Origin of the sequence: Nonomuraea sp. NPDC049637 (assembly GCF_040675235.1) — a bacterium.
In the GTDB taxonomy this organism is placed as follows: Bacteria; Actinomycetota; Actinomycetes; order Streptosporangiales; family Streptosporangiaceae; genus Nonomuraea.
The window spans coordinates 60,860-83,606 of sequence record NZ_JBFAOM010000042.1; the positions used below are offsets into that span (position 1 = coordinate 60,860).

General features: G+C 72.8%; 25 protein-coding genes. 14 read left to right on the forward strand and 11 right to left on the reverse strand.

Annotated elements, in window-relative coordinates:
- Positions 1 to 57: 57 nt before the first annotated feature.
- On the reverse strand, positions 58 to 1,602 hold the full coding sequence (locus AB0J71_RS38915; RefSeq protein WP_364419107.1) for a DUF6297 family protein: 1,545 nt from the start codon (positions 1,600 to 1,602) through the stop codon (positions 58 to 60).
- Between the two features lie 55 nt (positions 1,603 to 1,657).
- The gene (gene ccmA, locus AB0J71_RS38920; protein WP_364419109.1) at positions 1,658 to 2,281 is read right to left on the reverse strand and encodes a heme ABC exporter ATP-binding protein CcmA; all 624 of its coding nucleotides are present in this window, start codon (positions 2,279 to 2,281) and stop codon (positions 1,658 to 1,660) included.
- 186 nt (positions 2,282 to 2,467) lie between these two features.
- On the opposite strand from ccmA, the gene AB0J71_RS38925 reads away from it, so the two are divergent.
- Together AB0J71_RS38925 and AB0J71_RS38930 are read left to right on the forward strand one after the other, a co-directional pair.
- Positions 2,468 to 2,809 carry a hypothetical protein gene (locus AB0J71_RS38925; RefSeq protein ID WP_352324072.1) on the forward strand — a complete coding sequence of 114 codons (342 nt, stop codon included), beginning with the start codon at positions 2,468 to 2,470 and terminating at the stop codon, positions 2,807 to 2,809.
- A gap of 87 nt (positions 2,810 to 2,896) precedes the next feature.
- Complete coding sequence (locus tag AB0J71_RS38930) at positions 2,897 to 3,529, forward strand: MOSC domain-containing protein (protein ID WP_364419111.1); 633 nt, start codon at positions 2,897 to 2,899, stop codon at positions 3,527 to 3,529.
- Between the two features lie 115 nt (positions 3,530 to 3,644).
- Here AB0J71_RS38930 and AB0J71_RS38935 read toward each other — a convergent pair whose 3' ends face one another.
- Together AB0J71_RS38935 and AB0J71_RS38940 are read right to left on the reverse strand one after the other, a co-directional pair.
- Complete coding sequence (locus AB0J71_RS38935) at positions 3,645 to 4,889, reverse strand: glycoside hydrolase family 18 protein (protein ID WP_364419114.1); 1,245 nt, start codon at positions 4,887 to 4,889, stop codon at positions 3,645 to 3,647.
- 63 nt (positions 4,890 to 4,952) lie between these two features.
- Entirely contained in the window at positions 4,953 to 6,158 is a 1,206-nt protein-coding gene (locus AB0J71_RS38940) for a styrene monooxygenase/indole monooxygenase family protein (protein WP_364419116.1), read from the reverse strand.
- A gap of 55 nt (positions 6,159 to 6,213) precedes the next feature.
- Between AB0J71_RS38940 and hemW the strand changes: the two genes are divergently transcribed.
- Positions 6,214 to 7,431: a radical SAM family heme chaperone HemW gene (hemW, locus tag AB0J71_RS38945; protein ID WP_364419118.1), complete on the forward strand. Its 1,218-nt coding sequence runs from the start codon at positions 6,214 to 6,216 to the stop codon at positions 7,429 to 7,431.
- Here the strand turns inward: hemW and AB0J71_RS38950 are convergent.
- Genes AB0J71_RS38950 through AB0J71_RS38960 form a run of 3 tightly spaced genes read right to left on the reverse strand, consistent with a single transcriptional unit; the run spans position 7,424 to position 9,764 of the window.
- Positions 7,424 to 8,080 carry a DUF4870 domain-containing protein gene (locus AB0J71_RS38950; protein ID WP_364419120.1) on the reverse strand — a complete coding sequence of 219 codons (657 nt, stop codon included), beginning with the start codon at positions 8,078 to 8,080 and terminating at the stop codon, positions 7,424 to 7,426. The two genes, hemW and AB0J71_RS38950, sit on opposite strands and share 8 nt — an antisense overlap.
- Positions 8,077 to 8,901: a DUF3097 domain-containing protein gene (locus AB0J71_RS38955; protein ID WP_364419122.1), complete on the reverse strand. Its 825-nt coding sequence runs from the start codon at positions 8,899 to 8,901 to the stop codon at positions 8,077 to 8,079. The genes AB0J71_RS38950 and AB0J71_RS38955 overlap by 4 nt, the downstream gene beginning before the upstream one ends.
- 17 nt (positions 8,902 to 8,918) lie before the next feature.
- Positions 8,919 to 9,764 carry a DUF456 domain-containing protein gene (locus tag AB0J71_RS38960; protein WP_364419124.1) on the reverse strand — a complete coding sequence of 282 codons (846 nt, stop codon included), beginning with the start codon at positions 9,762 to 9,764 and terminating at the stop codon, positions 8,919 to 8,921.
- A 156-nt stretch (positions 9,765 to 9,920) separates the two neighbouring features.
- Between AB0J71_RS38960 and hrcA the strand changes: the two genes are divergently transcribed.
- Genes hrcA through AB0J71_RS38975 form a run of 3 tightly spaced genes read left to right on the forward strand, consistent with a single transcriptional unit; the run spans position 9,921 to position 12,823 of the window.
- Positions 9,921 to 10,934 carry a heat-inducible transcriptional repressor HrcA gene (gene hrcA, locus AB0J71_RS38965; RefSeq protein WP_352324080.1) on the forward strand — a complete coding sequence of 338 codons (1,014 nt, stop codon included), beginning with the start codon at positions 9,921 to 9,923 and terminating at the stop codon, positions 10,932 to 10,934.
- Between the two features lie 11 nt (positions 10,935 to 10,945).
- Positions 10,946 to 12,088 carry a molecular chaperone DnaJ gene (dnaJ, locus tag AB0J71_RS38970; RefSeq protein ID WP_352324081.1) on the forward strand — a complete coding sequence of 381 codons (1,143 nt, stop codon included), beginning with the start codon at positions 10,946 to 10,948 and terminating at the stop codon, positions 12,086 to 12,088.
- 9 nt (positions 12,089 to 12,097) lie between these two features.
- Positions 12,098 to 12,823 carry a 16S rRNA (uracil(1498)-N(3))-methyltransferase gene (locus AB0J71_RS38975; RefSeq protein ID WP_352324082.1) on the forward strand — a complete coding sequence of 242 codons (726 nt, stop codon included), beginning with the start codon at positions 12,098 to 12,100 and terminating at the stop codon, positions 12,821 to 12,823.
- Between the two features lie 7 nt (positions 12,824 to 12,830).
- On the opposite strand, the gene AB0J71_RS38980 is transcribed toward AB0J71_RS38975, so the two are convergent.
- Both AB0J71_RS38980 and AB0J71_RS38985 read right to left on the reverse strand, forming a co-directional pair.
- Positions 12,831 to 13,457 carry a hypothetical protein gene (locus tag AB0J71_RS38980; protein ID WP_352324083.1) on the reverse strand — a complete coding sequence of 209 codons (627 nt, stop codon included), beginning with the start codon at positions 13,455 to 13,457 and terminating at the stop codon, positions 12,831 to 12,833.
- The gene (locus AB0J71_RS38985; RefSeq protein WP_049573205.1) at positions 13,454 to 13,966 is read right to left on the reverse strand and encodes a SigE family RNA polymerase sigma factor; all 513 of its coding nucleotides are present in this window, start codon (positions 13,964 to 13,966) and stop codon (positions 13,454 to 13,456) included. The genes AB0J71_RS38980 and AB0J71_RS38985 overlap by 4 nt, the downstream gene beginning before the upstream one ends.
- A 279-nt stretch (positions 13,967 to 14,245) precedes the next feature.
- Here AB0J71_RS38985 and AB0J71_RS38990 point away from each other — a divergent pair, with 279 nt between their 5' ends.
- The 8 genes from AB0J71_RS38990 (at position 14,246) to era (ending at position 20,174) form a co-directional block, all read left to right on the forward strand.
- Positions 14,246 to 14,590 (forward strand): histidine triad nucleotide-binding protein, encoded by a 345-nt coding sequence (locus tag AB0J71_RS38990; RefSeq protein WP_352324084.1) that lies wholly within the window; start codon positions 14,246 to 14,248, stop codon positions 14,588 to 14,590.
- Positions 14,591 to 14,680: 90 nt separating this feature from the next.
- The gene (locus AB0J71_RS38995) at positions 14,681 to 15,718 is read left to right on the forward strand and encodes a PhoH family protein (protein ID WP_352352470.1); all 1,038 of its coding nucleotides are present in this window, start codon (positions 14,681 to 14,683) and stop codon (positions 15,716 to 15,718) included.
- On the forward strand, positions 15,715 to 16,191 hold the full coding sequence (gene ybeY, locus AB0J71_RS39000) for an rRNA maturation RNase YbeY (protein ID WP_352329052.1): 477 nt from the start codon (positions 15,715 to 15,717) through the stop codon (positions 16,189 to 16,191). Before AB0J71_RS38995 ends, ybeY begins: the two co-directional genes overlap by 4 nt.
- On the forward strand, positions 16,188 to 17,483 hold the full coding sequence (locus tag AB0J71_RS39005; RefSeq protein WP_352329050.1) for a hemolysin family protein: 1,296 nt from the start codon (positions 16,188 to 16,190) through the stop codon (positions 17,481 to 17,483). Before ybeY ends, AB0J71_RS39005 begins: the two co-directional genes overlap by 4 nt.
- 307 nt (positions 17,484 to 17,790) lie before the next feature.
- Entirely contained in the window at positions 17,791 to 18,441 is a 651-nt protein-coding gene (locus tag AB0J71_RS39010; protein WP_352329049.1) for a hypothetical protein, read from the forward strand.
- Between the two features lies 1 nt (position 18,442).
- Positions 18,443 to 18,769 (forward strand): cytidine deaminase, encoded by a 327-nt coding sequence (locus tag AB0J71_RS39015; protein ID WP_352329057.1) that lies wholly within the window; start codon positions 18,443 to 18,445, stop codon positions 18,767 to 18,769.
- Between the two features lie 7 nt (positions 18,770 to 18,776).
- A complete protein-coding gene (locus AB0J71_RS39020; protein ID WP_352329056.1) occupies positions 18,777 to 19,247 on the forward strand; it encodes an NUDIX domain-containing protein in 471 nt (156 codons plus the stop codon).
- A gap of 9 nt (positions 19,248 to 19,256) precedes the next feature.
- Positions 19,257 to 20,174 (forward strand): GTPase Era, encoded by a 918-nt coding sequence (gene era, locus AB0J71_RS39025; protein ID WP_352329048.1) that lies wholly within the window; start codon positions 19,257 to 19,259, stop codon positions 20,172 to 20,174.
- Positions 20,175 to 20,216: 42 nt separating this feature from the next.
- Here the strand turns inward: era and AB0J71_RS39030 are convergent, their stop codons facing one another.
- Positions 20,217 to 20,690, reverse strand: a complete 474-nt coding sequence (locus AB0J71_RS39030; RefSeq protein ID WP_364419126.1) for a hypothetical protein — start codon at positions 20,688 to 20,690, stop codon at positions 20,217 to 20,219.
- Positions 20,691 to 20,914: 224 nt separating this feature from the next.
- Complete coding sequence (locus tag AB0J71_RS39035; protein ID WP_364419128.1) at positions 20,915 to 22,639, reverse strand: hypothetical protein; 1,725 nt, start codon at positions 22,637 to 22,639, stop codon at positions 20,915 to 20,917.
- Positions 22,640 to 22,747 lie beyond the last annotated feature (108 nt).

Here is a 22,747-nt window from a genome sequence, read left to right on the forward strand (position 1 = left end):
TGAGCCGTCGCCTGAGCCGTGTCGGCTGAGTCGTCGCCTGAGTCGTCGGCTGGGCGCTCAGGGGCGGGGACGCCGGCCCGGACGGGGCCGCATCAGGACGCCCGCCAGCGCCACCAGGCCCGCCACCGCCTGGGCCGCCAGGAACCCGCCCGTCGCGGCCGGCCCGCCGGCCAGCGCGACCACCGCGGGCAGGCAGCCGAGCAGCGCCAGGTCGGCGCCCGTGGCCGCCCACAACAGCGGACCGGTCGGGACGGCGCCGCCAGGGGTGTCGATGACCGGCATCGAATGGTCGACCGGCCCCCTCCTGGCCATCCGCAACGCCCCGGCCGCCAGCGCGGGCGCGGTGAGCAGCCCGAACATCCACGTGCCGGACGGAAGGCCGCCCACCGCCGCGACGCCGGCCAGAGCCAGGCCCGCCCAGGCGCCGCCCAGCAGGCCGGGCAGCAGCGCCCGAGCCGCCAGCGCCGGACGCGCGCCCACGCCGGTCAGCCGGGCGAGGGCGGGGTTGTCGGCGTCCCGGCGCGCCCCGGACGTGCCGGACGCCGCCACCGCCAGCGCGCCGCCGAGCACGACCAGCCCGAGAGCCGCCGGAGCGGCGCCCGCCTGGGCGAACACGGCGGGCAACGCCGCGCTCGCCGCCGTGGCCGCCAGCCGCCAGGGACGGCGGCCGAGCCGCACCCAGTCCTGCCAGGCCAGCGCGAGCGGCGCGGGCAGCCCCGGCCACGGCCGTGAGACGAGCTTCCTGGCTCGCCAGTGGTTGTCCTCGGCGATCCAGGTCAGCGCGCCGGGATCAAGGGTGACGGCGGCGTCGGTGACGTGCCCGGCCCGGGTGGAGGCGGTCAGCAGCAGCCGGGTGGGGATGGCGGCCAGCGACCCCCACGCCCGGCGGGCCAGCACGGCGGCCAGCGCGGCCATGGCCGACGCCGTGGCGGCCAGCACGGGCAGGGGCGCGTTCGCGGCGGCCGCGAGCGCCGTCCGGGCCTGGCCGCTGACGGCGACCACGGCCAGCACCAGGAGCGCGACCAGCACGCCGGTCAGCCACAGGTTCCAGGTGGGCGAGGACTGGGCGAGCATCGCCAGCGCCATGCCCGCCACGCTCGCCGCCGTGGCCACCGCCAGCGCGGCCAGCAGCCGCCACACCAGCGCGCCGGGCGCGCCGAGCGCCGCCAGCAGCCCGAGCCCGAGCAGCAGCCCCGCCACGAGCGCGACGACCATGAGCACCCGCCCGGAACGCCCGAGCAGCCGCCGCCGGTCCAGCGGCGAGGTCAGCAACCAGGACGCCTCCGCGGCGGGCACCATCACCGGCCCGGCCGCCCGCGCCAGCGCCAGGCAGCCCGCGAACCCCAGCAGCACCAGCGCGACCCCCGCGCCCGTCCGCCCCGGCTCGACCGTCCCGCCCAGGCCGGAGACCACCGAGGACAGCGGTTGCCCGACCACGGCGAGCAGCATGCACAGCCCGAACAGGCTGACGTACCGATCGACCAGCCCGGCCTGGGCCCGCCCGCGCGCCCGGACGAAGGCCCGCACCGACCGCACGCTCACCTCGCCCGCGCTCACCTCGCCCGCGCTCACCTCGCCCGGGCTCACCTCGCCCGGGCTCACCGCCCCGCCGCCTTCGCCGTCGGGCCGCTCTCCCGGACGACGGCGTCGTGGCCCCTCATGCGGGCACCCCGGCGGGGGAGACCCGGCGGGCGGCGTCGGCCAGGGCCTGGTCGTGGGTGGCCATCACCACGGTGCCGCCCTCGTCGGCGTACTCCTCCAGGAGTTCCCCGAGCCGGACGCGGAAGGCCGCGTCGAGGCCGCGTTCCGGCTCGTCGAGCAGCAGCAGCGTGCTCGGCCTGAGCAGCGTGGCGGCCAGGCAGAGGCGCTGGCGCTGGCCGGTGGACAGGTTGAGCGGCGGCGCGTCGGCCCGTTCGGTCAGCGCGAACTCCTCCAGCGCCGAGTCCACCGTCATGCGCGCCTCGGCGTAGACGGCGCCCATGAGCTCCAGGTGCTCGCGCGCCGTCAGCCCCGGGTACCAGGCGGGCTCGTCGCCGAGCAGCGCCACCCGGCGCCAGAAGGGCGCGTCGTCGGCGGGCTCGGCGCCGAACACGCGGACCTCGCCCGAGGTGGCGGGCTGGAGGCCGGCCAGGCAGCGCAGCAACGTGGACTTGCCCGATCCGTTGGGCCCGACGACCGCCACGACCTCACCCGGCTCGAGGGCCAGGTCGAGGCCCCGGAGCACCGGATTGCCCCCGAGCTCGACGGACAGGTCGGCGACTTCGATGATCAAACCGCTCACCGTTCGAGCGTAGCCACCCCGCCGGCCGCCCGCGCGACCGGTCGCCGGGGCCTTCCCACGGCTTCCCACGGGTTTCCCACGGCTTCCCGCGGGCTTGTCCCACCTTCCCTGGGCGTAAGAGCCGATTCTGTCGGTGCCGGTCGCTACCTTTGCTGTTCCCGAACACCAGTGCTACTGGAGGGTGACGTGATTGCTTCTGAGCGATTCGAGCGTGCCGCTGTGCTGGGGGTGGCCGTGGCGGAGGAGACCCGGCGGCTGCTGCGGCTTCACCTGAGACCCGCCGAGGTGGGCGGCGACGGCAGGGTGGTGGTCGACGTGCCCTATCCCGACGCGGCGGTGGTGGCGGCGCTGCTCGACGTCGCGGCCGAGTGTTTCGGCGAACGCGGCGGCTCGGTCGAGGAGACCAGGCAGGCGGCCCTGGAGACCCTGTTACAACTGGCCGAGTTCGACGCCGACTCCCAGCTCGCCCGGGTGCCGCCGGAGCCCGGCGACAGGCGCGGGCGACGGCTCGACGAACAGGCCGAATAGGCACATGTCCGTTGTTCTCCGTAGATAGGCCGAGAAGGGCGGAAAAATCGGTGCGCTCTGTGCCCGTCTGTCCGCTACCGTCGCGGCATGCGCATCCTCTCCGTCAACGTCGGGCGGTCGTTCGACGCGGAATGGGCCGGCAAGCTCGGCCGTACGGCGATCGACAAGCGGGCCGTGCCCCACCGGGTGGCGGTGCTGCGCAACGGCCTGGCCGGCGACGAGCGGGCCGACACGCCCAACCACGGCGCCCCCTCCCACGCCGTCTACGCCTACGCCCGCGAGGACTACGACTGGTGGCAGGGCGAGCTCGGCCGCGACCTGCGCGACGGCCGGTTCGGGGAGAACCTGACCACCGCCGGTCTCGACGTCAACGGCGCCCTCGTGGGCGAGCGGTGGCGCGTCGGCAGCGTCCTGCTGGAGGTCACCGGCCCGCGCATCCCCTGCGTGGTGTTCCGCAACTGGATGGACGAGCCGGGCTGGCTCAAGCGCTTCACGAGGGCCGCGCGGCCGGGGGCCTACCTGGCCGTGGTCGAGCCGGGCGAGCTGGGCGCGGGCGACGAGGTGGAGATCGTCTCGCGTCCGGAGACCGGCATGACGGTGGCGGACGCCTTCCGCGCCCGCCACGGCGACGCCGACGCGCTGGCCCGGGTGCTCGCGGTCCCCGGCCACGCCCCGGAATGGGACGAACTGGCCGCACGGGCGGGCCGGGCGGACGGCTAGGGACCGCGCGCCCGGCACGGATGGGCGGCTCTCCAGTCGAGCAGGGACCGCGCGCCCGGCACGGATGGGCGGCTCTCCAGGCAGGCGGAGACCGCGCACCCGGCCGGGCGCCCGTCTAGCGCAGGACGGTGTACAGGGCCGAGGTGAGGGAGGCGCGGGCGTCGTCCTGGTCGATCGACCACATCATCGAGCCGCCCAGGCCCTTGAGCCGGATGTAGGCCGCCTTCTCCAGCAGCGACGCCGGGTCGTCGTAGGACCAGAACTCGTTGCCGTCGTACAACCACATCGCGCCGGTGCGCACGTCCCGGTAGCGCTTGCCGGGCTTGGCCGCCAGGTCCTTGTAGTCCTCGCTGCCCGGCCCCCACTTGCCGGCGGCCGGTCCGGTCGCGGGCTGCCAGAGGCCGTCGCCGCCGCCTGTCACGCCGGTCCAGCCCTGCCCGTACGCGGGCACGCCCACGACGATCTTGCGGCCGGGCGCGCCGCGCGACAGGTAGTCGCGGACGGTCTGGTCCACGCTGTACTTGACGGGGTTGGGGTCGCGCCGGTCGTTGAACAGGTTCCCGTTGTGCCCCGTCCGCGATTCCCAGGTGCCGTGCAGGTCGTATCCCTGGACGGTGGCGAAGTCGAGCGACCGGAACACCCGGCGCACCTCGAACCCGGCGTCGATCTTCGCGGCGGCGGCCGGGAGGAAGGCGGTGAGCTGCGAGCTCGCGGAGAAGGCCCGGAGCTGGGCGCGCAGTTCCTCGACGAAGAGGGTGAAGTTGCGCCGGTCCTCGGGCCTGATCACGTTGCCGTCGTTGCCCGCCGAGCCCGGCCACTCCCAGTCCAGGTCGACGCCGTCGAACACGCCGGCGCCCGCGCCCGGCTCCAGGCCCGGCAGGTTGCCGCGCAGCCACAGGTCGACGCACGACCGGGCCAGCGCGGACCGCGACTGGGCGGTGAGCACGGCGTCGGAGAAGTACTTGGACCCGGTCCAGCCGCCGAGCGAGATCAGCACCTTGAGGCCGGGGTGCTTGGCCTTGAGCTTGCGCAGCTGGTTGAGGTTGCCGTTGAGCGCCTGGCCCGGCTGGTCGGCGACGCCGTCCACGCTCTGCTCGGCCGGCACCGGGCGTTGCCAGTCGGCCCAGGGGTCGGCCGAGTAGCAGGAGCCCTCGGCGTTGACGAAGCCGAAGGCGTAGTTGAGGTGGGTGAGCTTGGCGGCGGCGCCGCTGGTGTCCACGTCCTTGACGTGGTAGTTGCGCCCGTACACGCCCCACTGGATGAAGTAGGCGACCCGCTTGAATCCGGGATGGGCCTCGGCGGGCACGGACACCGCCGTCAGCCCGAGTAAGAGCGAGAGTGCGAGGACGATCTTCTTCACGGGCGCTCCTGGGGGGTGAACTTATAAGAAACTTTCCTATAAGTTGACGCGATCGTAGAACCGTCACCCCGTGCCGTCAACGACGCGCGCCACCTCCTCCGCGCTGGAGAACAGCCGCCACGCGCGCGCCGGGTCGCCGAACAGCGACAGCACCAGATCGGCCAGCTCCTGCCTGGTCGCGGCCGCCGCGAGCAGGGTGAGGACGTGCTCCGCCGGCGGCCGGAGGAAGGCGTTCGTCCACGCGACGACCGGCTCGGCCGCCACCCACATGCGCCGGGTCGTCTCCCGCGCGAACGCCGCGTCGTACGGCCCGCCCGCCGCGATGGCCTCGGCCGCGATCCAGGCGCAGGCCGAGCCCAGGTTCGCCCCCTGCCCCGTGATCGGGTCGTTGGTGACCCAGGCGTCGCCGATCGCCAGCGCCACGCCGCCGCCGGGCAACTCGGCCACCGCCTCGCGCACGACCGGCGTGATCGCGCCCTGCAGCAGGTCCTCCGGTCCGAGCAGCTCGAACGCGGCCGGATCGAGCTGCTCGGCCAGGCGCGGCGCGTGCTCGGGCAGCAGGGCGAGCAGCGTCTTGCAGAACTCGTCGGCCGGCACCCGGGCCAGCACGTCGAGCGGCCCGCCGGGGATCGCCTCGACCAGGACGCCGCCATGCACGCCAGACCGCGTCATCATCGCCATGGACAGGATCTCGCCGCAGCCGGGCGAGATGTTGAAGCCGAAGGCCGGCCCCGGGTCGAACCCGTGGAACAGCCCGGCGGCCAGGATCCGCTGCGGCGCCTCGTACGGCGACCACGCCGGAACGCGCGGGAACAGCTCGCGCACCGAGCGCCGCCCGGTGGCGACCACCATCAGCTCGTGGTCGCGCGACCAGCGGGCGACCTGGCCCGCGTCCGGCGGGAGGGGATCGACGACCAGCCGGCCGCCCCTGCCGGTGTAGTCGTCCATGAGCGCCGGCAGCAGCACCCGGAAGTCGACCCCGTGGAACGGCTCGCTCACGCGGCCGGTGAACTCCAGCGGCGGATCTCCCTTGATCGAGAGGCGGCCGCTGACCAGCAGGCAGCCCGGGTCGAGGAAGTGCAGGCTGCCCAGCTCCCGCTCGCGGTCCTGCGCGCGGCCCATCCTGCCGACCGTGTTCGGCAGCCGCCCGCGGCCCAGGTCGGCCGCGTCGCCCTCGCTGTAGAGCGTGGTCGCGACGCCGAGCTGCTGCAGCCGCAGGGCCAGCGTCAGCCCGGAGATCCCCGCGCCCACGATTCCGACGCCCGTCATGTGCCGCCTCCTTCGATGGCTCTGAGCACATCCGTGAGCAGGCACACTGGATGACGTGCCATCCACCCTGCCCGACGGCGATCCGGCGCCCGCCTCCGGCGAGCTGCCCGACAGCGCGCTGCGCGGGCTCGGCGAGCGCCCGTTCGGCTTCTACGTGCACGTGCCGTTCTGCGTCACCCGCTGCGGCTACTGCGATTTCAACACCTACACGGCCGCCGAGCTAGGGCCCGGCGCCTCCCACCGCGACTACGCCGACACCGTCGTGGCGGAGGTGCGGCTGGCCCGGCGCGTGCTCGGCGACGCCGACCTGCCCGTGGAGACGGTGTTCTTCGGCGGCGGCACGCCCACGCTGCTGCCTCCCGAGGACCTGGCGCGCGTCCTGGCCGCGATCGACGCCGAGTTCGGGCTGCGGCCGGGGGCGGAGGTCACCACCGAGGCCAACCCCGAGTCCGTCGACCCCGCCTACCTCGACAAACTCCGTCAGGGCGGCTTCAACCGGGTCAGCTTCGGCATGCAGAGCGCGCGTGAGCACGTGCTCCAGGTGCTCGACCGCAGGCACACGCCGGGCCGTCCGGCGCGGGCCGTGAAGGAGGCGCGGGCGGCCGGGTTCGAGCACGTCAACCTCGACCTGATCTACAGCACGCCGGGGGAGTCCGACGACGACTGGCGGGCCTCGCTGGCCGCCGCGATCGAGGCCGGGCCCGACCACGTGTCGGCGTACTCGCTGATCGTGGAGGAGGGCACCAGGCTCGCGGCCCGCATCCGGCGCGGCGAGCTGCCGATGCCCGACGACGACGTCGCCGCCGACCGTTACCTGATCGCCGAGGAGATGCTGGCCGAGGCCGGTTTCTCCTGGTACGAGGTGTCCAACTGGGCCACCTCCGAGCAGGCCCGCTGCCGGCACAACCTGCTCTACTGGACCGGCGGCGACTGGTGGGCCGCCGGCCCCGGCGCCCACAGCCACGTCGGCGGCACCCGCTGGTGGAACGTCAAGCACCCGGCCGCCTACGCCCAGCGCCTGGCGGCGGGCGCCTCGCCCGCGCACGCGCGCGAGGTGCTCACCGGCGACGACCGGGCCGCCGAGCGGCTGATGCTGGAGCTGCGGCTGGTCTCCGGCTACCCGCTCGCGGAGGTCGCGCCCGGCGCGCGCACGTCCGTGGCGAGCGCGCTGGCCCGCGGGCTGCTGGAGCCGGAGCCGTTCAGGGCGGGCCGGATGGTGCTCACCCTCAAGGGGCGGCTGCTGGCCGACGCCCTGATCACCGAGCTCATGTGACCAGGCGGATGGCGAACGGGTAGCGGTAGTTCTCGCCGCGGTTGGTGGCGATGGCCGCCTGGACGTGGAAGATCAGCGACACGATCCATATGATCGGGAACAGCAGCAGGCCGACCAGCACGATCGACAGCACCATCGCCACCGCGTAGCCGATGAACATCGTGATCTGGAAGTTCAGCGCCTCGGCCGCCTGGTCCCTGACATAGGGGGACTCGTCCTTCTTCATCAGGTAGATGACCAGCGGGCCGATCCACGAGACGAGCAGGCCCAGCAGGTGGGCGAGCATGGCCATCGTGGTGTCGTCGCTGCCGCGGCGCGGGCCGAACCGGCCGGGCACGTACGGCCCGGCGGGGTGGCCGTAGCCCTGCTGCCCGTGGCCCGGAGCTTGTCCGTAACCGGGCGGCTGGCCGTAGCCGGGCGGCGGGGGCACGTAGCGGGGCGGCGGAGGCATGGGGCCCGGGTGCGGGCCGGGCCCGCTCGGCGGCTGCCGCCCGTAGTCCGGCTGGGAACCCGGCTGCTGCCCGTAGCCGAGCTGGGGGCCGGAGCCCTGGTCGCGGGGCGCGTCATAAGGCGGCACGTCAGAAGGCGGCACGTCAGAACGCGGGACGTCGGGGGTTGGGTCGTCGGCGGGCGGCGGGTCCTGGCTCATGATGCCTCCGTAACGAAGTCGATCAGTTCCTCGACCCGGCCGAGCAGCTCCGGCTCCAGGTCGGTGTAGGACGAGACGGCGCCCAGAATGCGCCGCCAGGCGTCCGCGGGCTCCATGCGCCAGCCCAGTGCGGCGAGCACGCCCTCCTTCCACGGCACCCCGCGCGGCACGTCGGGCCAGCCCGGGATGCGCAGCACGGACGGTTTGACCGCCTGCCAGATGTCGATGTACGGGTGACCCACGACGAGCACGTGCGGCGAGGTGATCCGGGCCGCGATCCGGCTCTCCTTCGACCCCGGCACCAGATGGTCGACCAGCACGCCGAGCCTGCGGCCCGGCTCGGGGGCGAACTCGGCCACGATGGCGGGCAGGTCGTCGACGCCCTCCAGGTACTCGACGACGACCCCCTCGACCCGCAGGTCGTGGCCCCAGATCTTCTCCACGAGCGCGGCGTCGTGCACGCCCTCGACGTAGATCCGGCTCTCCTTGGCGACCCGCGCCCGCAGCCCCTCCACGGCGATGGACCCGGACGCGCTGCGCCTGGGCCCCGCAGCCGCAGCCGCAGCCGCAGCCGCGGCCGCCGGGCGCACCAGCGTCACGGGCCTGCCCTCCAGCAGGAACGCGGCCGGCGCCAGCGGGAACAGGCGGCGTTTGCCGAACCGGTCCTCAAGGGTGACGGCCTCCTTGTCGCAGGCCACCACGGCGCCGCAGAAGCCGCTGTCGGCGTCCTCCACGACCAGGTCGAGTTCGGCGGGCACCTTCGGGATCTTGCCCTTGCCCGGCCGCCGCCAATTACCCGCCAGCACATCACCCTCGTACACACGGGGACCGTAGCAAATCACCCGCTGACCGCAAGGCGCTTACGCGCGCCGCTGCGCCGGACGAGCACGACGACCGTGCCGATGATGCCGATGAGCAGGCCGGCGCCGGGGAACAGGAACAGCGCCGCCACCCCGCCGAACAGGCCGCCCGCCGCGGAGAGCACGTCCCGGCCCACGCCGAAGCGGGCCGACGACTCCTCCTGCGTGGCGCAGGTCAGCTGGTAGTCGCCCTTGGCGGGGGCGTTGACGGCGAGGATCTCCTGCCAGGTCGTGCCGCCGGCGCTGAGCGTCTGGGTGCCGGAGACCTTGACCAGCCTGGCCTGGGCCGGGCCGCCGGAGATCTCGCACTGGTAGTTGACCCGCGTGTCGGTGGCGATGTAGACGGCCGGGCGCTTGGCGGGGTCGATCGCGACCTTCACGCTTTCGCCCGACGCGAACGTGGTCGTCGGGGCCATGTCCGTGACGCTGCTCAGCACGCCGCCGGCGAACACGACCACGCCCACGACGCCCAGCACCACGGCGACCGCCCACACGATGGCGATCCACCACAGGCGCGGCTTGATCGCTTTGCCGTCGATCCTGGCCGGGAACTGCGGCTGCTGGCCGTACTGGTTGTGGGGGCCGTACTGGTTCGGCTGGGCGTACTGGTCGGACTGGGCGTACGGGTTCTGCTGGCCGTACTGGTTCTGCTGACCGTACTGGGGCGGGGGGCCGTACGGGGCGGACGGCTGTTGCTGCTGGTAGGGCGGCTGGCCGTGCTGCTGCGGCTGGTACGGCGGCTGGGCGTGCTGGTTCTGCTGACCGTAGTAGGGACCCTGCCCCTGGGGCGGTCCGTACTGCGGGGGCTGGGAATTGTCGGTCATGCGGCAAGTGTGAGGCCTGTCGCTTGTAAGTCGCTAGCAACAGGATGGGACCTGGTGTTATCGCACCTTGTGGGCGAGAGCCGTACACTTGGCACTCGGGAACACGGAGTGCTAGACCTGTCGTTTCCCTGTTAGGCAGAGGCAGGAGGTGAGCACGTGCTCGACGAACGGAAGCTTGCGGTGCTCCGCGCCATTGTCGAAGACTACGTGTCCACCAACGAACCGGTGGGCTCCAAGGCGCTGGCAGAGCGTCACAACCTCAAGGTCTCCCCGGCAACGGTCAGGAACGACATGGCCGCTCTGGAGGAGGAGGGCTACATCACCCAGCCGCACACCAGCGCGGGCCGCGTGCCGACGGACAAGGGCTACCGCCTGTTCGTCGACCGGCTCTCGCAGGTCAAGCCCCTGTCGGGGGCCGAGCGGCGGGCGATCGAGACCTTCCTCGCCGGCGCGGTCGACCTCGACGACGTGGTCTTCCGCACCGTGCGGCTGCTCGCGCAGCTCACCCGGCAGGTCGCGGTCGTGCAGTATCCGACGCTGACCCGTTCCACGGTCAGGCACGTCGAGCTGGTCCCGCTCAACGACCGGCGGGTCATGCTCGTGCTGATCACCAACACCGGGCGCGTCGAGCAGCGCGTGATCGAGCTGCCCGAGGTGGTGGAGGACGACCGCATCGCCCATCTGCGCGCGGTGCTCAACTCCTGCCTCGACGGCTGCGGGCTGAGTAACGTCCCCGAACTGGTCGCCGACCTGCCCGAGCGGCTGCCCGCCGAGGACCGGCCCGCCGTGGCCACGATCCTGTCGGTGCTGCTCGAAACCCTCGTCGAACGCCATGACGAGAAGATCGTGTTCGCCGGCGCGGCCAATCTCGCGGGCGCCGACTTCGCCACCGGCCTGCGCGACGTGCTGGAGGCGCTGGAGGAGCAGGTCGTGCTCATGCGGTTGCTCGGCGAGACATCCACAGACACCCCGTCCGCGCTCACCGTGCGCATCGGCTCGGAAAACCCCTACCTTCGCGGCACGTCCATCGTCGCAACCGGATACGGTTCTGGCGACAACCAACTGGCCCGGCTCGGCGTGCTGGGTCCCACGAGGATGGACTACCCCGTGACGATGGGCGCCGTACGCGCGGTGGCACGCTACGTCAGCCAGATCCTGGCTGCATCTTAAGAGGTCGATAAGTGGCAAACAGCGACTACTACGCCACCCTCGGGGTGCGCCGTGACGCCAGTCAGGACGAGATCAAGAAGGCCTACCGCCGCCTCGCCCGCGAGCTGCACCCCGACGTGAACCCCGATCCTGAGACCCAGGAGCGGTTCAAGGAGATCACGCAGGCCTACGAGGTGCTGTCCGACCCGAACAAGCGCCAGATGTACGACCTGGGCGGCGATCCCTTCGGCGGCGGCGCGGGTGCGGGAGCGGGCGCCGGCGGCTTCGGCGCGGGTTTCCCCTTCAGCGACATCATGGACGCCTTCTTCGGCACCGCGGGCGGCACCCGCGGGCCGCGCTCGCGCGCCAGGAGGGGCCGCAACGCCACCATCCGGGTCGAGCTCGACCTGCGCGAGACGGCGTTCGGCACCACCCGCGAGCTGGTCGTGGACACCGCCGTGCTGTGCGAGGTGTGCCACGGCGCCGGCGCGGCCCCCGGCACCCACCCCGACACCTGCGACATGTGCAACGGGCGCGGCGAGATCTCCCAGGTCACCCGCTCGTTCCTGGGCCAGGTCATGACCTCGCGGCCGTGCCCCCAGTGCGGCGGCTTCGGCAGCATCATCCGCCACCCCTGCCAGGAGTGCTCAGGCGACGGCCGGGTTCGCACCCGCCGTACGATCAAGGTTCGCATCCCCGCGGGCGTCGAGGACGGCACCCACATCCAGCTCGCCGGCGAGGGCGAGGTCGGCCCCGGCGGCGGCCCGCCCGGAGACCTCTTCCTGGAGATCGTCGAGCGCGCGCACGAGATCTTCGAGCGGCGCGGCGACGACCTCCACTGCACGGTCCAGATCCCGATGACGGCCGCCGCGCTCGGCACGATCCTCGCCGTCGAGACGCTCGACGGCTCCGAGGAGATCGACGTGCGCCCCGGCACCCAGTCCGGCCAGGTCATCACCATGTACGGGCGCGGCGTGCAGCGGCTCAACGAGTCCGGCAGGGGCGACCTGCTCATCCACGTCAACGTCGAGACCCCGATGCGGCTCGACCAGACGCAGGAGGACCTGCTGCGCGAGCTGTCCAGGCTGCGCGGCGAGGAGCGGCCGCCGGGCAAGTTCGCCCCCGGCCAGCAGGGTTTCTTCTCCCGCCTGCGTGACGCCTTCAACGGCAGGTGACGATCACCCGTGACCGTCCCCGTGTTCCTCGCCGAGGACCTCGTCGGCGCCGAGCTCACGCTCGACGGCCCTGAGGGGCGGCACGCGGCCTCCGTGCGGCGCCTGCGCGCCGGCGAGCGGGTCGACCTGACCAACGGCGCGGGCGACGTCGCCGAGTGCGTGGTGCGCGAGGTGTTCAAGGACGCGCTCGCGCTCGACGTGCTCGCCCGCTACACCGTCGAGCCGCCCGCGCGGCGGCTGGTGGTCGTCCAGGGGCTGCCCAAGGGCGACCGGGGCGAGCTTGCCGTCGAGATGATGACCGAGGTGGGGGTCGACGTGATCGTGCCCTGGGCCGCCTCGCGCAGCATCACGCAGTGGAAGGGCGACAAGATCGCCAAGGCGCTGGGCCGGTGGCGCTCGACGGCCCGCGAGGCCGGCAAGCAGGCGCGCCGGTTCCACCTGCCGCAGGTGGCCGACCTCGCCTCCACCGCCCAGGTCGAGGGGCTGCTGGCCGACGCGGCGCTGGGGCTCGTGCTGCACGAGGAGGCCGCCGAGCCGCTGTCGAAGGTGGCGCTGCCGCCCGGCGGCGACATCGTCGTCGTCGTGGGGCCCGAGGGCGGGGTCTCGGAGGAGGAGCTGCGCAGGTTCGCCGCGGCCAAGGCGGTGCCCGTGCTGCTCGGGCCCACCGTGCTGCGGACCTCCACGGCGGGGGTGGCGGCGGCGGCCGTGCTGCTCGCGCGCACCGAGCGCTGGTGATCCCGGCTCAGGGTGTGGTGTGCGGCACGTCCACCAGCGGGCTGCTCAGGTCGCTCGGGCCGGTGGGCGGGTCGTCCGGCGGGCACTCGTCGGAGGGGCACGACGTCGGCGTGTCGGTCGTCTCCGGCGGGGTCGGCGTGGGGGTCGGCGTGATCTCGGGGCACTCCTGGCCGACGGCGGGCTCGCCGCTCGGGCAGGGCGTCGAGGACGGCGTCGGCGACGGCGTGGGCTGCCTGGTCGACCTGGCCGTCTCCGAGGGCCGGTGGGTCTCGCTGTGGCTCGGCGGCACGACCACCGCGGGCGGCGGCTCGGCGCTGTGACTGCCGGGCCTGGGCGGCGTGGACAGCCTGGTCGAGGAGTTGCCGGGGGTGGTGGTCGAGTTGTCCACCACCTTGACGGGCGTCTCGAAGATCTGGGAGCGCAGCCCGGGAACGACCATCACGATCGTCCCCGCCACCAGCACGGCGCTGACCGCCGCCGCGCCCGCACGCCACCAGAACAGGTTACGGACGCCGCGCCGCTCGATGCGGGCGCGGATGATCTGCAGTCCTTCCGGCGAGGGCACGACCGCGTCCGCCTCCGCGCGGAGCGCACGGCGCAGGACGTCGCCGTACTCGTCGGGGGGCTGGGTCATGACATCTTCTCCAGGACGGACCGCAACGCGGCCATTCCACGGGCGGTGTGGCTCTTGACCGCGCCCTTGCTGATGCCCATGGCGTGGGCGATCTCAGCTTCGGACAGATCTCCGTAATAACGCAGAACCAGTGCTTCTCTCTGTCGGGTCGGCAGGGCGCGTAACGCCTCGATGACGGCGGAGCGTTCCAGCTCGCCGATCGCGCCGTTCTCGGCGCTCGGGGCGTCCGGCAGGCCCTTGGGTGCGTATTTCTCGACGACCGCGCGGTGACGCAGCACGGAACGGGACCGGTTGACGACAGACTGACGCAGGTAAGCGAGTGCCTTGTCGGGATCGCGCAGTCTGCGCCAGGCGCCGTGAATGGCGACGAACGCGTCCTGCACGACTTCCTCGGCGGTTGCCATGTCACGCACCAGCAACACCGCGAGACGCACCAATGACCGGAAGTGCGCACTGTAGAGCGCGGTCACGGCCATGTCGGCATCCCACCCGACCGGCACCGCCCCCATCGACCTGTCGGCCAGCAGGGTTTCGGTGGTCACATCAGTGGGACGCGCGGCCTTCCCAGAGGGTTTACTCTCTTCCGGTTCTGAAGGTTTCCCCGGTTCCTTAGGGTGCATTACCCAGTCGTGTTCCTCGCCAGGTGGCGCTCGCCCGACCCTGAATCATCTTTTTTGCTCTGAAGTGTCGCATACTCACCCTAACCGCGCGGATCTTCGGGCGCACGACACCACGGATTACCGATTCGCAACGGACTGCCGAACGGTCGCTCTCGATAGGGTACTGCCGTGAGCGACTGCCTCTTCTGCAAAATCGTGGCCAAGGAAATTCCGGCCGACGTCGTCTACGAGAACGCCAGGGCGCTGGCGTTCCGCGACATCAATCCGCAGGCCCCGACGCACGTGCTGGTCATCCCGCGCGCGCACCACCCCGACGCGGCGTCCATGGCCGCCGCCGACGACGGGCTCGCCGACGACGTGCTCAAGGCCGCGCACGCCGTGGCCGTCCAGGACGGCGTGGCCGAGGGGGGCTACCGGGTCGTCTTCAACACCGGCCCCGGCGCCGGCCAGACCGTCTTCCACGTGCACGCCCATGTTCTCGGAGGGCGTGACCTCACGTGGCCGCCCGGCTGATATTGACGCGAGCAACCAGCCTGGTGCCGGATACGATGGGCGGAGAAGAACACCGAACAGACCGGGAGGCATCAGGCCGCTGGCCTGCCCATGTCCGAACTACATGAATCCCGACGCACGGCACCTCCCTCGCGCACTCAAGCCAAGGTGCTGATTCCGGACGAATACCCGATGGTCAGCCTCCTCGGCTCCCGTGACGAGCTGCTTCGCGTCATCGAGGGCGCCTTCAGGGCCGACATCCACGTGCGGGGCAACGAGATCACCGTCACCGGCAGCCCCGACGAGAGCGGCGCGGTCGTGCGCCTGTTCGAGGAGCTGGTCGAGGTGCTGCGCAGCGGGGGCGAGCTCACGCCCGACGCGGTCGAGCGGAGCATCGCCATGCTGCGCATGACCTCCGACCGTCCGGCCGAGGTGCTCTCGCTCGACATCCTGTCCTCCCGCGGCCGCACGATCAGGCCGAAGACCGTCAACCAGAAGCGGTACGTCGACGCGATCGACCAGCACACGATCGTGTTCGGCATCGGGCCCGCGGGCACCGGCAAGACGTACCTGGCGATGGCCAAGGCCGTGCGCGCGCTGCAGGAGAAGCGGGTCAACCGCATCATCCTGACCAGGCCGGCGGTCGAGGCGGGCGAGCGGCTCGGCTTCCTGCCCGGCACCCTCTACGAGAAGATCGACCCCTACCTGCGGCCGCTCTACGACGCGCTGCACGACATGGTCGACCCCGACTCGATCCCGAAGCTGATGGCCGCGGGCACGATCGAGGTCGCGCCGCTGGCGTACATGCGCGGCCGTACCCTCAACGACGCCTTCATCATCCTCGACGAGGCCCAGAACTCCTCGGCCGAGCAGATGAAGATGTTCCTGACCCGGCTGGGGTTCAACTCCAAGATCGTGGTGACCGGCGACGTGACCCAGGTCGACCTGCCCTCGGGCACGGTGAGCGGGCTGCGGGTCGTCCAGGACATCCTGGAGGGCATCCCCGACATCCACTTCGCCCGCCTGTCCAGCGCCGACGTGGTGCGCCACAAGCTGGTGAGCGACATCGTCGACGCCTACGGGCGCTACGACGCCACCCAGGCCGCCCAGGAGCCGAAGGCCATCCACCGGGGGAAACGACGCCCGTGAGCATCGAGATCAACAACGAGTCCGGCGTCGGCGTCGACGAGGAGAACCTCGTCGCGCTGGCCACCCACGTGCTCGGCGAGATGGGCATCAACCCGCTCGCCGAGCTGTCCATCGTGGTGGTCGACGAAGACGCCATGTCCGAGCTGCACGAGAAGTGGATGGGCGAGCCCGGCCCCACCGACGTGCTGGCCTTCCCGATGGACGAGCTGCGTCCCGGCGGCGGCGCACGCGGCGACGGCGAGAGCCCGGCCGACCCGGCGCTGCTCGGCGACGTGGTGCTCTGTCCGCAGGTCGCGGCCAGGCAGGCCAAGGAGGCCGGGCACAGCGCCCAGGCCGAGCTGGAGCTGCTGTGCACCCACGGCATCCTGCACCTGCTCGGCTACGACCACGCCGAGCCCGAGGAGCACAAGGAGATGTTCGGGCTGCAGGCCCAGATGCTCGAGTCCTGGCAGGAGGTGCGCGACTCGCGGTGAACGCCTGGTTGCTGTGGGCCATCGCCCTTGTGATCATCGGTGGCCTGATCGCCAGTGCGGAAACGGCACTGACGCGCATCTCCAGGGTGCGCGCGGAGGAGTTCGCGCGCGAGGGCCGGCGCGGGGCCGATCGGCTCCAGGCCATCGTCACCGACCCGCCCCGCTACCTCAACCTGCTCCTGCTGCTGCGCCTGAGCTGCGAGCTGGTGGCGACGGTCATCGCCACGCTGCTGTTCATCGACCTCATGCACGACCAGGGCTGGGCCTACGTGGCCGCCGCGGCCGTCATGATCGTGGTCAGCTACGTCGTCGTCGGGGTCATGCCGCGGACGCTGGGGCGCCAGCACGCCGAGCCGGTCGCGCTGGCCGGGGCGCCGATCGTCTACGGCCTGACCCGCATCTTCGGCCCGCTGCCCAAGCTGCTCATCCTGCTCGGCAACGCCCTGACCCCCGGCAAGGGCTTCCGCGACGGCCCGTTCACCTCCGAGGCCGAGCTGCGCGACCTGGTCGACCTGGCCGAGGAGCGCCGGGTGATCGAGCCGGACGAGCGCGAGATGATCCACTCGGTCTTCGAGCTGGGCGACACGCTGGTCCGCGAGGTCATGGTGCCCCGCACCGACATGGTCTACATCGAGCGCGGCAAGACGATCAGCCAGGCGCTGTCGCTCGCGCTGCGCAGCGGCTTCTCCCGCATCCCGGTCGTGGGCGAGAACGAGGACGACGTCATCGGCATCGCCTACCTCAAGGACATCGCCCGCAAGATCCACGAGTCGGGCGAGGGCGGCGGCAAGGAGACGGTCGAGTCGATCATGCGGCGGGCCGCGTACGTGCCCGAGAGCAAGCCCATCGACCAGCTCATGCGCGAGATGCAGGCCCGGCAGATCCACATCGCGATCGTCATCGACGAGTACGGCGGCACCGCCGGCCTGGTCACCATCGAAGACGTCCTGGAGGAGATCGTCGGCGAGATCACCGACGAGTACGACCAGGAGGCCCCGCGGGTGGAGACCATGTCCGAGGGCGCGCTGCGGGTGACCGCCCGCATGCCCGTCGACGAGCTGGGCGAGCTGTTCGACACCGAGATCGAGGTCGACGACGTCGAGACCGTCGGCGGCCTGCTGGCCCACGCGCTCGGCCGGGTGCCGATCGCCGGGTCGCAGGCGGAGGTGGCGGGGCTGGAGCTGACGGCCGAGAGCCTGGCCGGGCGGCGCAACCGCATCAGCACGGTCGTCGTCCGCCGGGTCGCGCCGTCGGAGGAGGACGACGTCCAGGCTGCCGCCGAACGTGACTGACCACTTTGCGGGGAGATGTCGCAAGCGTTCTACAAGTCGTCTGCAAGCGGGCTCCGGCAGTCTCATCCCTGACACCCGGTGCGGTGGGTGTCACGAGGAAGCGTCCGAACGCCGGGTGGGGTTCGCGGCCGGAGGGCGCTCCTGGGGGGACGATGGCGTTCCGGCCAGCTAGCCGGCCAGGACGTCGATCGGCGTAAAGGGTGTTCTCGTCTGGAAACCAGGCGAGGGCACCCTTTTTGCGTTTGGTGGAAACTCTGCGGAGATTGCCGCATTCGTCGCCGGGGGAGGCTGCGGTCCAGGGGGAATCATGAAAGCGCGGATCATCGTGTACGGGCTGCTGGCCGCGACCCTGGCGGGCTGCGCGGGCGGCGGCGGGGCGGACGGGAAGATGGCGGCCGTCGTCGACGCCCAGGCCATGGCCCAGCTCCGTGAGGTGCTCAACAGGCGGCCGAGCCTGCCGGACGGCTTCGCGCAACGGCCTGAGCAGGCCTGGCGGGTGCCGTTCGGCCGGGTGGACCAGGCGTGCCGGGCCGCGCTCGACGTGGCGGCCGGGCATGCGCCCCCGGAGGGGCTCACCGGCCAGGCGGCGGTCAGCTACCAGGGGGACGGCCTGGGGGAGCGGGCGGCCGTCGGCCTGGCCCGGTACACCGGCGAGGAGGCCGAGGCGCGCTTCGACGACCTGAGCGAGGCCCTGGAGTCGTGCCGGGAGATCCGGACGGCGAACGGCACCGCCCTGCGGGCCCGCAGGCTCGACGTCGGCGACGCCGCCCGCTCCGGGGACGAGGCCGCCGCGGCGCGGTTGCGCGGACGGCTGAACGGCTACCCGTACGCCCTCGACGTCGTGCTGTCGCGGGACGGTGACACGCTGGTGTCGGTCGTGCACGCGGGCATGAGCGACGTCGACCGGGACCGGACGAGGAAGCTGGTCGCCGCCCTGCTGACGATGTCCACGGCCTAACCTGGTTCCCGTGACTCTCGATCCTGAAGACAGCAAGCTCATCACCCTGGCGCGGGCGGTCAGGGCACGCAACGAGGCCGCCGAGGGCGCCGCCGTGCGCGACGAGACCGGCCGCACGTACTCGGCGACCGGCGTCGCGTTGTCGTCGCTGACGCTGTCGGCCGTGCAGGTCGCGGTGGCCATGGCGGTCTCCGGCGGCGCGCGTTCGCTGGAGGCGGTCGCGCTGGTGACGGCGGGCGAGCCGGCCCCCGCCGACGAGGCGGTCGCGGCCGAGCTGGGCGTCAAATCCCTGCTCGTGGCCGGTCCCGACGGCACGCTGAGGTCCTGACGTGGCCATGTCGCCGTTCCTGGCCCGGTTGCGTGCCAAGATCGGCAACGACCTGCTCATGCTGCCGTCGGTCAACGGGTGTGTCTTCGACCGCGCCGGGCGGGTGCTGATGGCCCGGCACGGCGACGACGGCCTGTGGGCCACGCCCGGCGGCGGCGTCGACCCCGGCGAGCGGCCGCAGGACGCGGTGGTCAGGGAGCTGCGCGAAGAGCTGGCCATCGAGGTCGAGGTGCGCGGGCTGGTCGGCGTCTACGGCGGCCCCGAGTACCGCACGGTCTACCCCAACGGCCACGAGGTGGCGTACGTCATCGCCATGTACGCCTGCACCCTCGCCGCCGGCACGCCGACCCCCGACGGCGAGGAGATCAACGACTACCGGTGGGTGACCGAGCACGAGGCCGGCGGCCTGACGACGCCGGCCTGGACACCTCTGGCGCTGCCCGACGCGTTCGCCTGGTGGCGTGAACACGGCGGCTGATAAGCGACAATGCACAATGTGACTTCGCCAGACAATCATCGCGCCGGATTCGCCTGCTTCGTGGGAAGGCCGAACGTCGGCAAGTCCACATTGATGAACGCCCTGGTCGGTGCCAAGGTGGCGATCACCTCGTCCAAGCCGCAGACGACCAGGCGGGTCATCAGGGGCATCGTGCACCGCCCCGACGCCCAGATCGTCATCGTGGACACGCCGGGCCTGCACCGGCCGCGCACCCTCCTCGGCGAGCGGCTGGACAGCCTGGTGCTGTCCACGCTCACCGAGGTCGACGTGATCGGCTTCTGCGTGCCGGCCAACGAGCCGATCGGCAAGGGCGACCGCTTCATCGCCGACAAGCTCGCGGCGGTGAAGAAGACGCCCGTGGTCGCCGTGGTGACCAAGTGCGACCTGGCCAGCCGCGAGCAGGTCGCCCAGCAGTTGCTCGCGGTGTCGCAGGTGGCCGAGTTCGCGGCGGTCGTGCCGGTGTCGGCGCAGTCGGGCGAGCAGCTCGACGTGCTGGGCGACGTGCTGATCGAGCACCTGCCCGAGTCGCCGCCGCTGTACGAGGGCGGCCAGCTCACCGACGAGCCCGAGCAGGTGATGGTGGGCGAGCTGATCAGGGAGGCGGCCCTGGAGGGCGTGCGCGACGAGCTGCCGCACTCGATCGCCGTGGTCGTCGACGAGATGCTGCCCCGCGAGGGGCGCGACGACCTGCTCGACATCTACGCCCACATGTTCGTCGAGCGGCCCTCCCAGAAGGCCATCGTCATCGGGCACAAGGGCGAGCGGCTGCGCGACGTGGGCACCAAGGCCCGCAAGCAGATCGAGGCGCTGCTCGGCACGCGGGTCTACCTCGACCTGCGGATCAGCGTGGCCAAGGACTGGCAGCGCGACCCCAAACAGCTGCGCCGCCTCGGCTTCTTCGACTGACCCCGCCGATCACCCCGCCGGTGATCCACCAGGGCCGGGCGGTCAGCGCGCGCGGCGCACCAGGGCCAGCACGGACAGCACGACGATCGCGACCGAGCAGGCCAGCGCGGCGAACCAGCCGTACCTGATGACGGGCTCGACCGACAGCAGCCCGCCCAGGTCGATGGAGAGCCGGTCGCCGACGCGCTGTGGGTCGGCGACGAACATCACCAGCAGCAGCGTGGCCGCCGCGCCCGGCAGCACCGCCAGCGCCGCCACGCGCGGCCGGGCGCCCAGCAGGCCCGTGACGCCGAGCGCCAGCGCGGCCAGCCCGGCGAGCAGCGTGTAGAGGCCCGTGCTGACGTCGACGCCGCGCACGTCGTCGGAGACGCCGGCGCCGATCAGGTCGCTGCGGGCCTCGATGCCGGCCCAGGGCATGATCGCGGTGAGCACCAGGAGGGCGGCCGCGACGGCGACGGCCAGCGCGGCGCCGCGGCGGGCGGACGTCGTCCGGGCGGGCTTGAGGTCATCGGCCACACGATCACTGTAGGCCGGGCCCCCGGCGCCCACCACCCGACGCGACGGACTCGTCACCAAGCCGGCCACCCGCCGCGACGGGCAGGGGGTTGAGGGAGAAGGGGCGCCGGGGCCCGCGTGATGGCCGGCAGGGTGCGGAGCAGCGGCCGGCGGGGTGCGGGGCGGCGGGTGGCGGGGTGCGGAGCAGCGGCCGGCGGGGTGCGGGGCGGCGGGTGGCGGGCGGGTCAGGGGGTGGAGAGGAAGGCGCGGGCGTTGGCGGCGGCCCGGCGGTCGCCGGTCTCGTCGAAGACCTCCAGGGCGGCCGTGGCCAGCTCCCTGGCGCGTCCGGCGGCCCCCTCGGCCCGGTTGACCCCGGCCAGGGCCAGCAGCGCGTACGCGTCCAGCAGGCGGTCGCCCAGCCGTACGGCGATGCCCCTGGCGCGTTCGGCGGCCGCCCTCGCGTCGGGTTTGGCGCCCTGCGCCAGCCGTACGGCCGACAGGTCGAGCAGGGCGTCGGCCTGCCGGTGGCGGTCGCCCAGCTCCGTCAGGTGATCGACGGCCGCCAGGAGGTGGACGGCGGCCTCCTCCAGCCGGCCCGCGCGGCGCAGCACCGCGCCGAGCACGCGCTCGGCGTCGGCGGCGTCCCGCTGGTGGTCGGCCGCCTCCAGGCAGGCCAGCAGCGCCCGCTCGGCCTCCTCCAGCCGGTCCCGCTCCAGGTGCACCCGGCCCAGGCGGCGCCGGGTGTGGTTGACGTCGCGGGTGCGGCCCTGCCGCAGGAACATGCCGAGCGCCAGCCGCAGCTTCTCGTGGGCCAGGTCCCACTCGCGCTCGGCCAGGTGCAGGTCGCCCTGGCCGAGCAGGACGAGCGCCTCACCCCGGTCGTCGCCGGCCCGCCGCGCGGACTCCAGGGCCCGCTGCGAGACCGCCCGCCAGTCGTCGAGGAACCGGTGCCGCTCCAGGTACGGCCCCAGCAGGTGCGCCAGCCGCCAGCACGGCTCGTCGAGCCCGGCGGCGTGCAGGTCGGCCACCAGGCTCACCAGGAACGGACGCTCGGCGTCCAGCCACTCGACCGACTCCCTGATGTCCCTGGTCGCCACGGCCGTGCCGGGGTCGCCCGACACCAGCGAGAAGCGCGAGGCCCGCACCCGGGCCAGAACGAGCTCCGACACCTCGGCCAGCACGCCCGGCAGCGGCTGTTCGCGCGCGAACAGCCGGGTCAGGTCGTGCATGCGGTAGCGGATCTGGCCGGCCGCGTCCACGCCGTGCGTCTCCAGCAGACCGGCGTCCACCAGGGCCTCGGCGCCGCCGCCGAGCCGGTCGGTGAGCCAGTCGGCGAAGTCGGGGGCCGACAGGGCGCCGAGGCCGCGTAACGTCCGCCTGGCCGGCTCGGGCAGCCCCTCGTAGCCGATGGCGAACACGCTGCGGACCGTCTGGTCGCCCGCGTGCAGCCGGTCGAGCCGCTTGTGCTCGTCCTCAAGGAGGCCCACCAGGTAGTCCACCGTCCAGTTCGGGCGGGCCGCCAGCCTGGACGCGGCGATGCGCAGCGCGATCGGCAGGCCGCCGCAGAAGCGGGCCAGCCGGTGCAGCGCCTCGTCCGCGGGCCGTCCGGAGCCGGCCACGAGCAGGGCCAGGGCGTCCTGCTGGTCGAGCACGCCGACCGACAGCCGGGTCGCGCCGGTCAGGCCGCCCAGCGACGAGCGGCTGGTCACGACCGTCGGGCAGGACGTCAGCAGCGGGCGCACCTGGGCCTCGCCGGCGGCGTTGTCCAGCAGGACCAGCAGGCGGCGGTTGGCCGTGTAGGTGCGGAACAGGCGCTCGCGCTGCTCCAGCCCGGCCGGGATGGCCTGGGCCGGGCAGCCGAGCCAGCGCAGGAAGTCCTCCAGGACGGCCGAGGGGGCCGTGGTCTCGCGCAGGTCGGCGTACAGGATGCCGTCGGGGAAGGACTCGCGGGCCCGCCAGGCGGCGTGCACGGCCAGGGCCGACTTGCCCGCGCCCCCCCCCCCGGGGGCCCCCCACGAGGCGGCCCACCCCCGCGAGATGGATAAAGCGGGCGGGTGGGGATGATGTGGTGGAGGTGG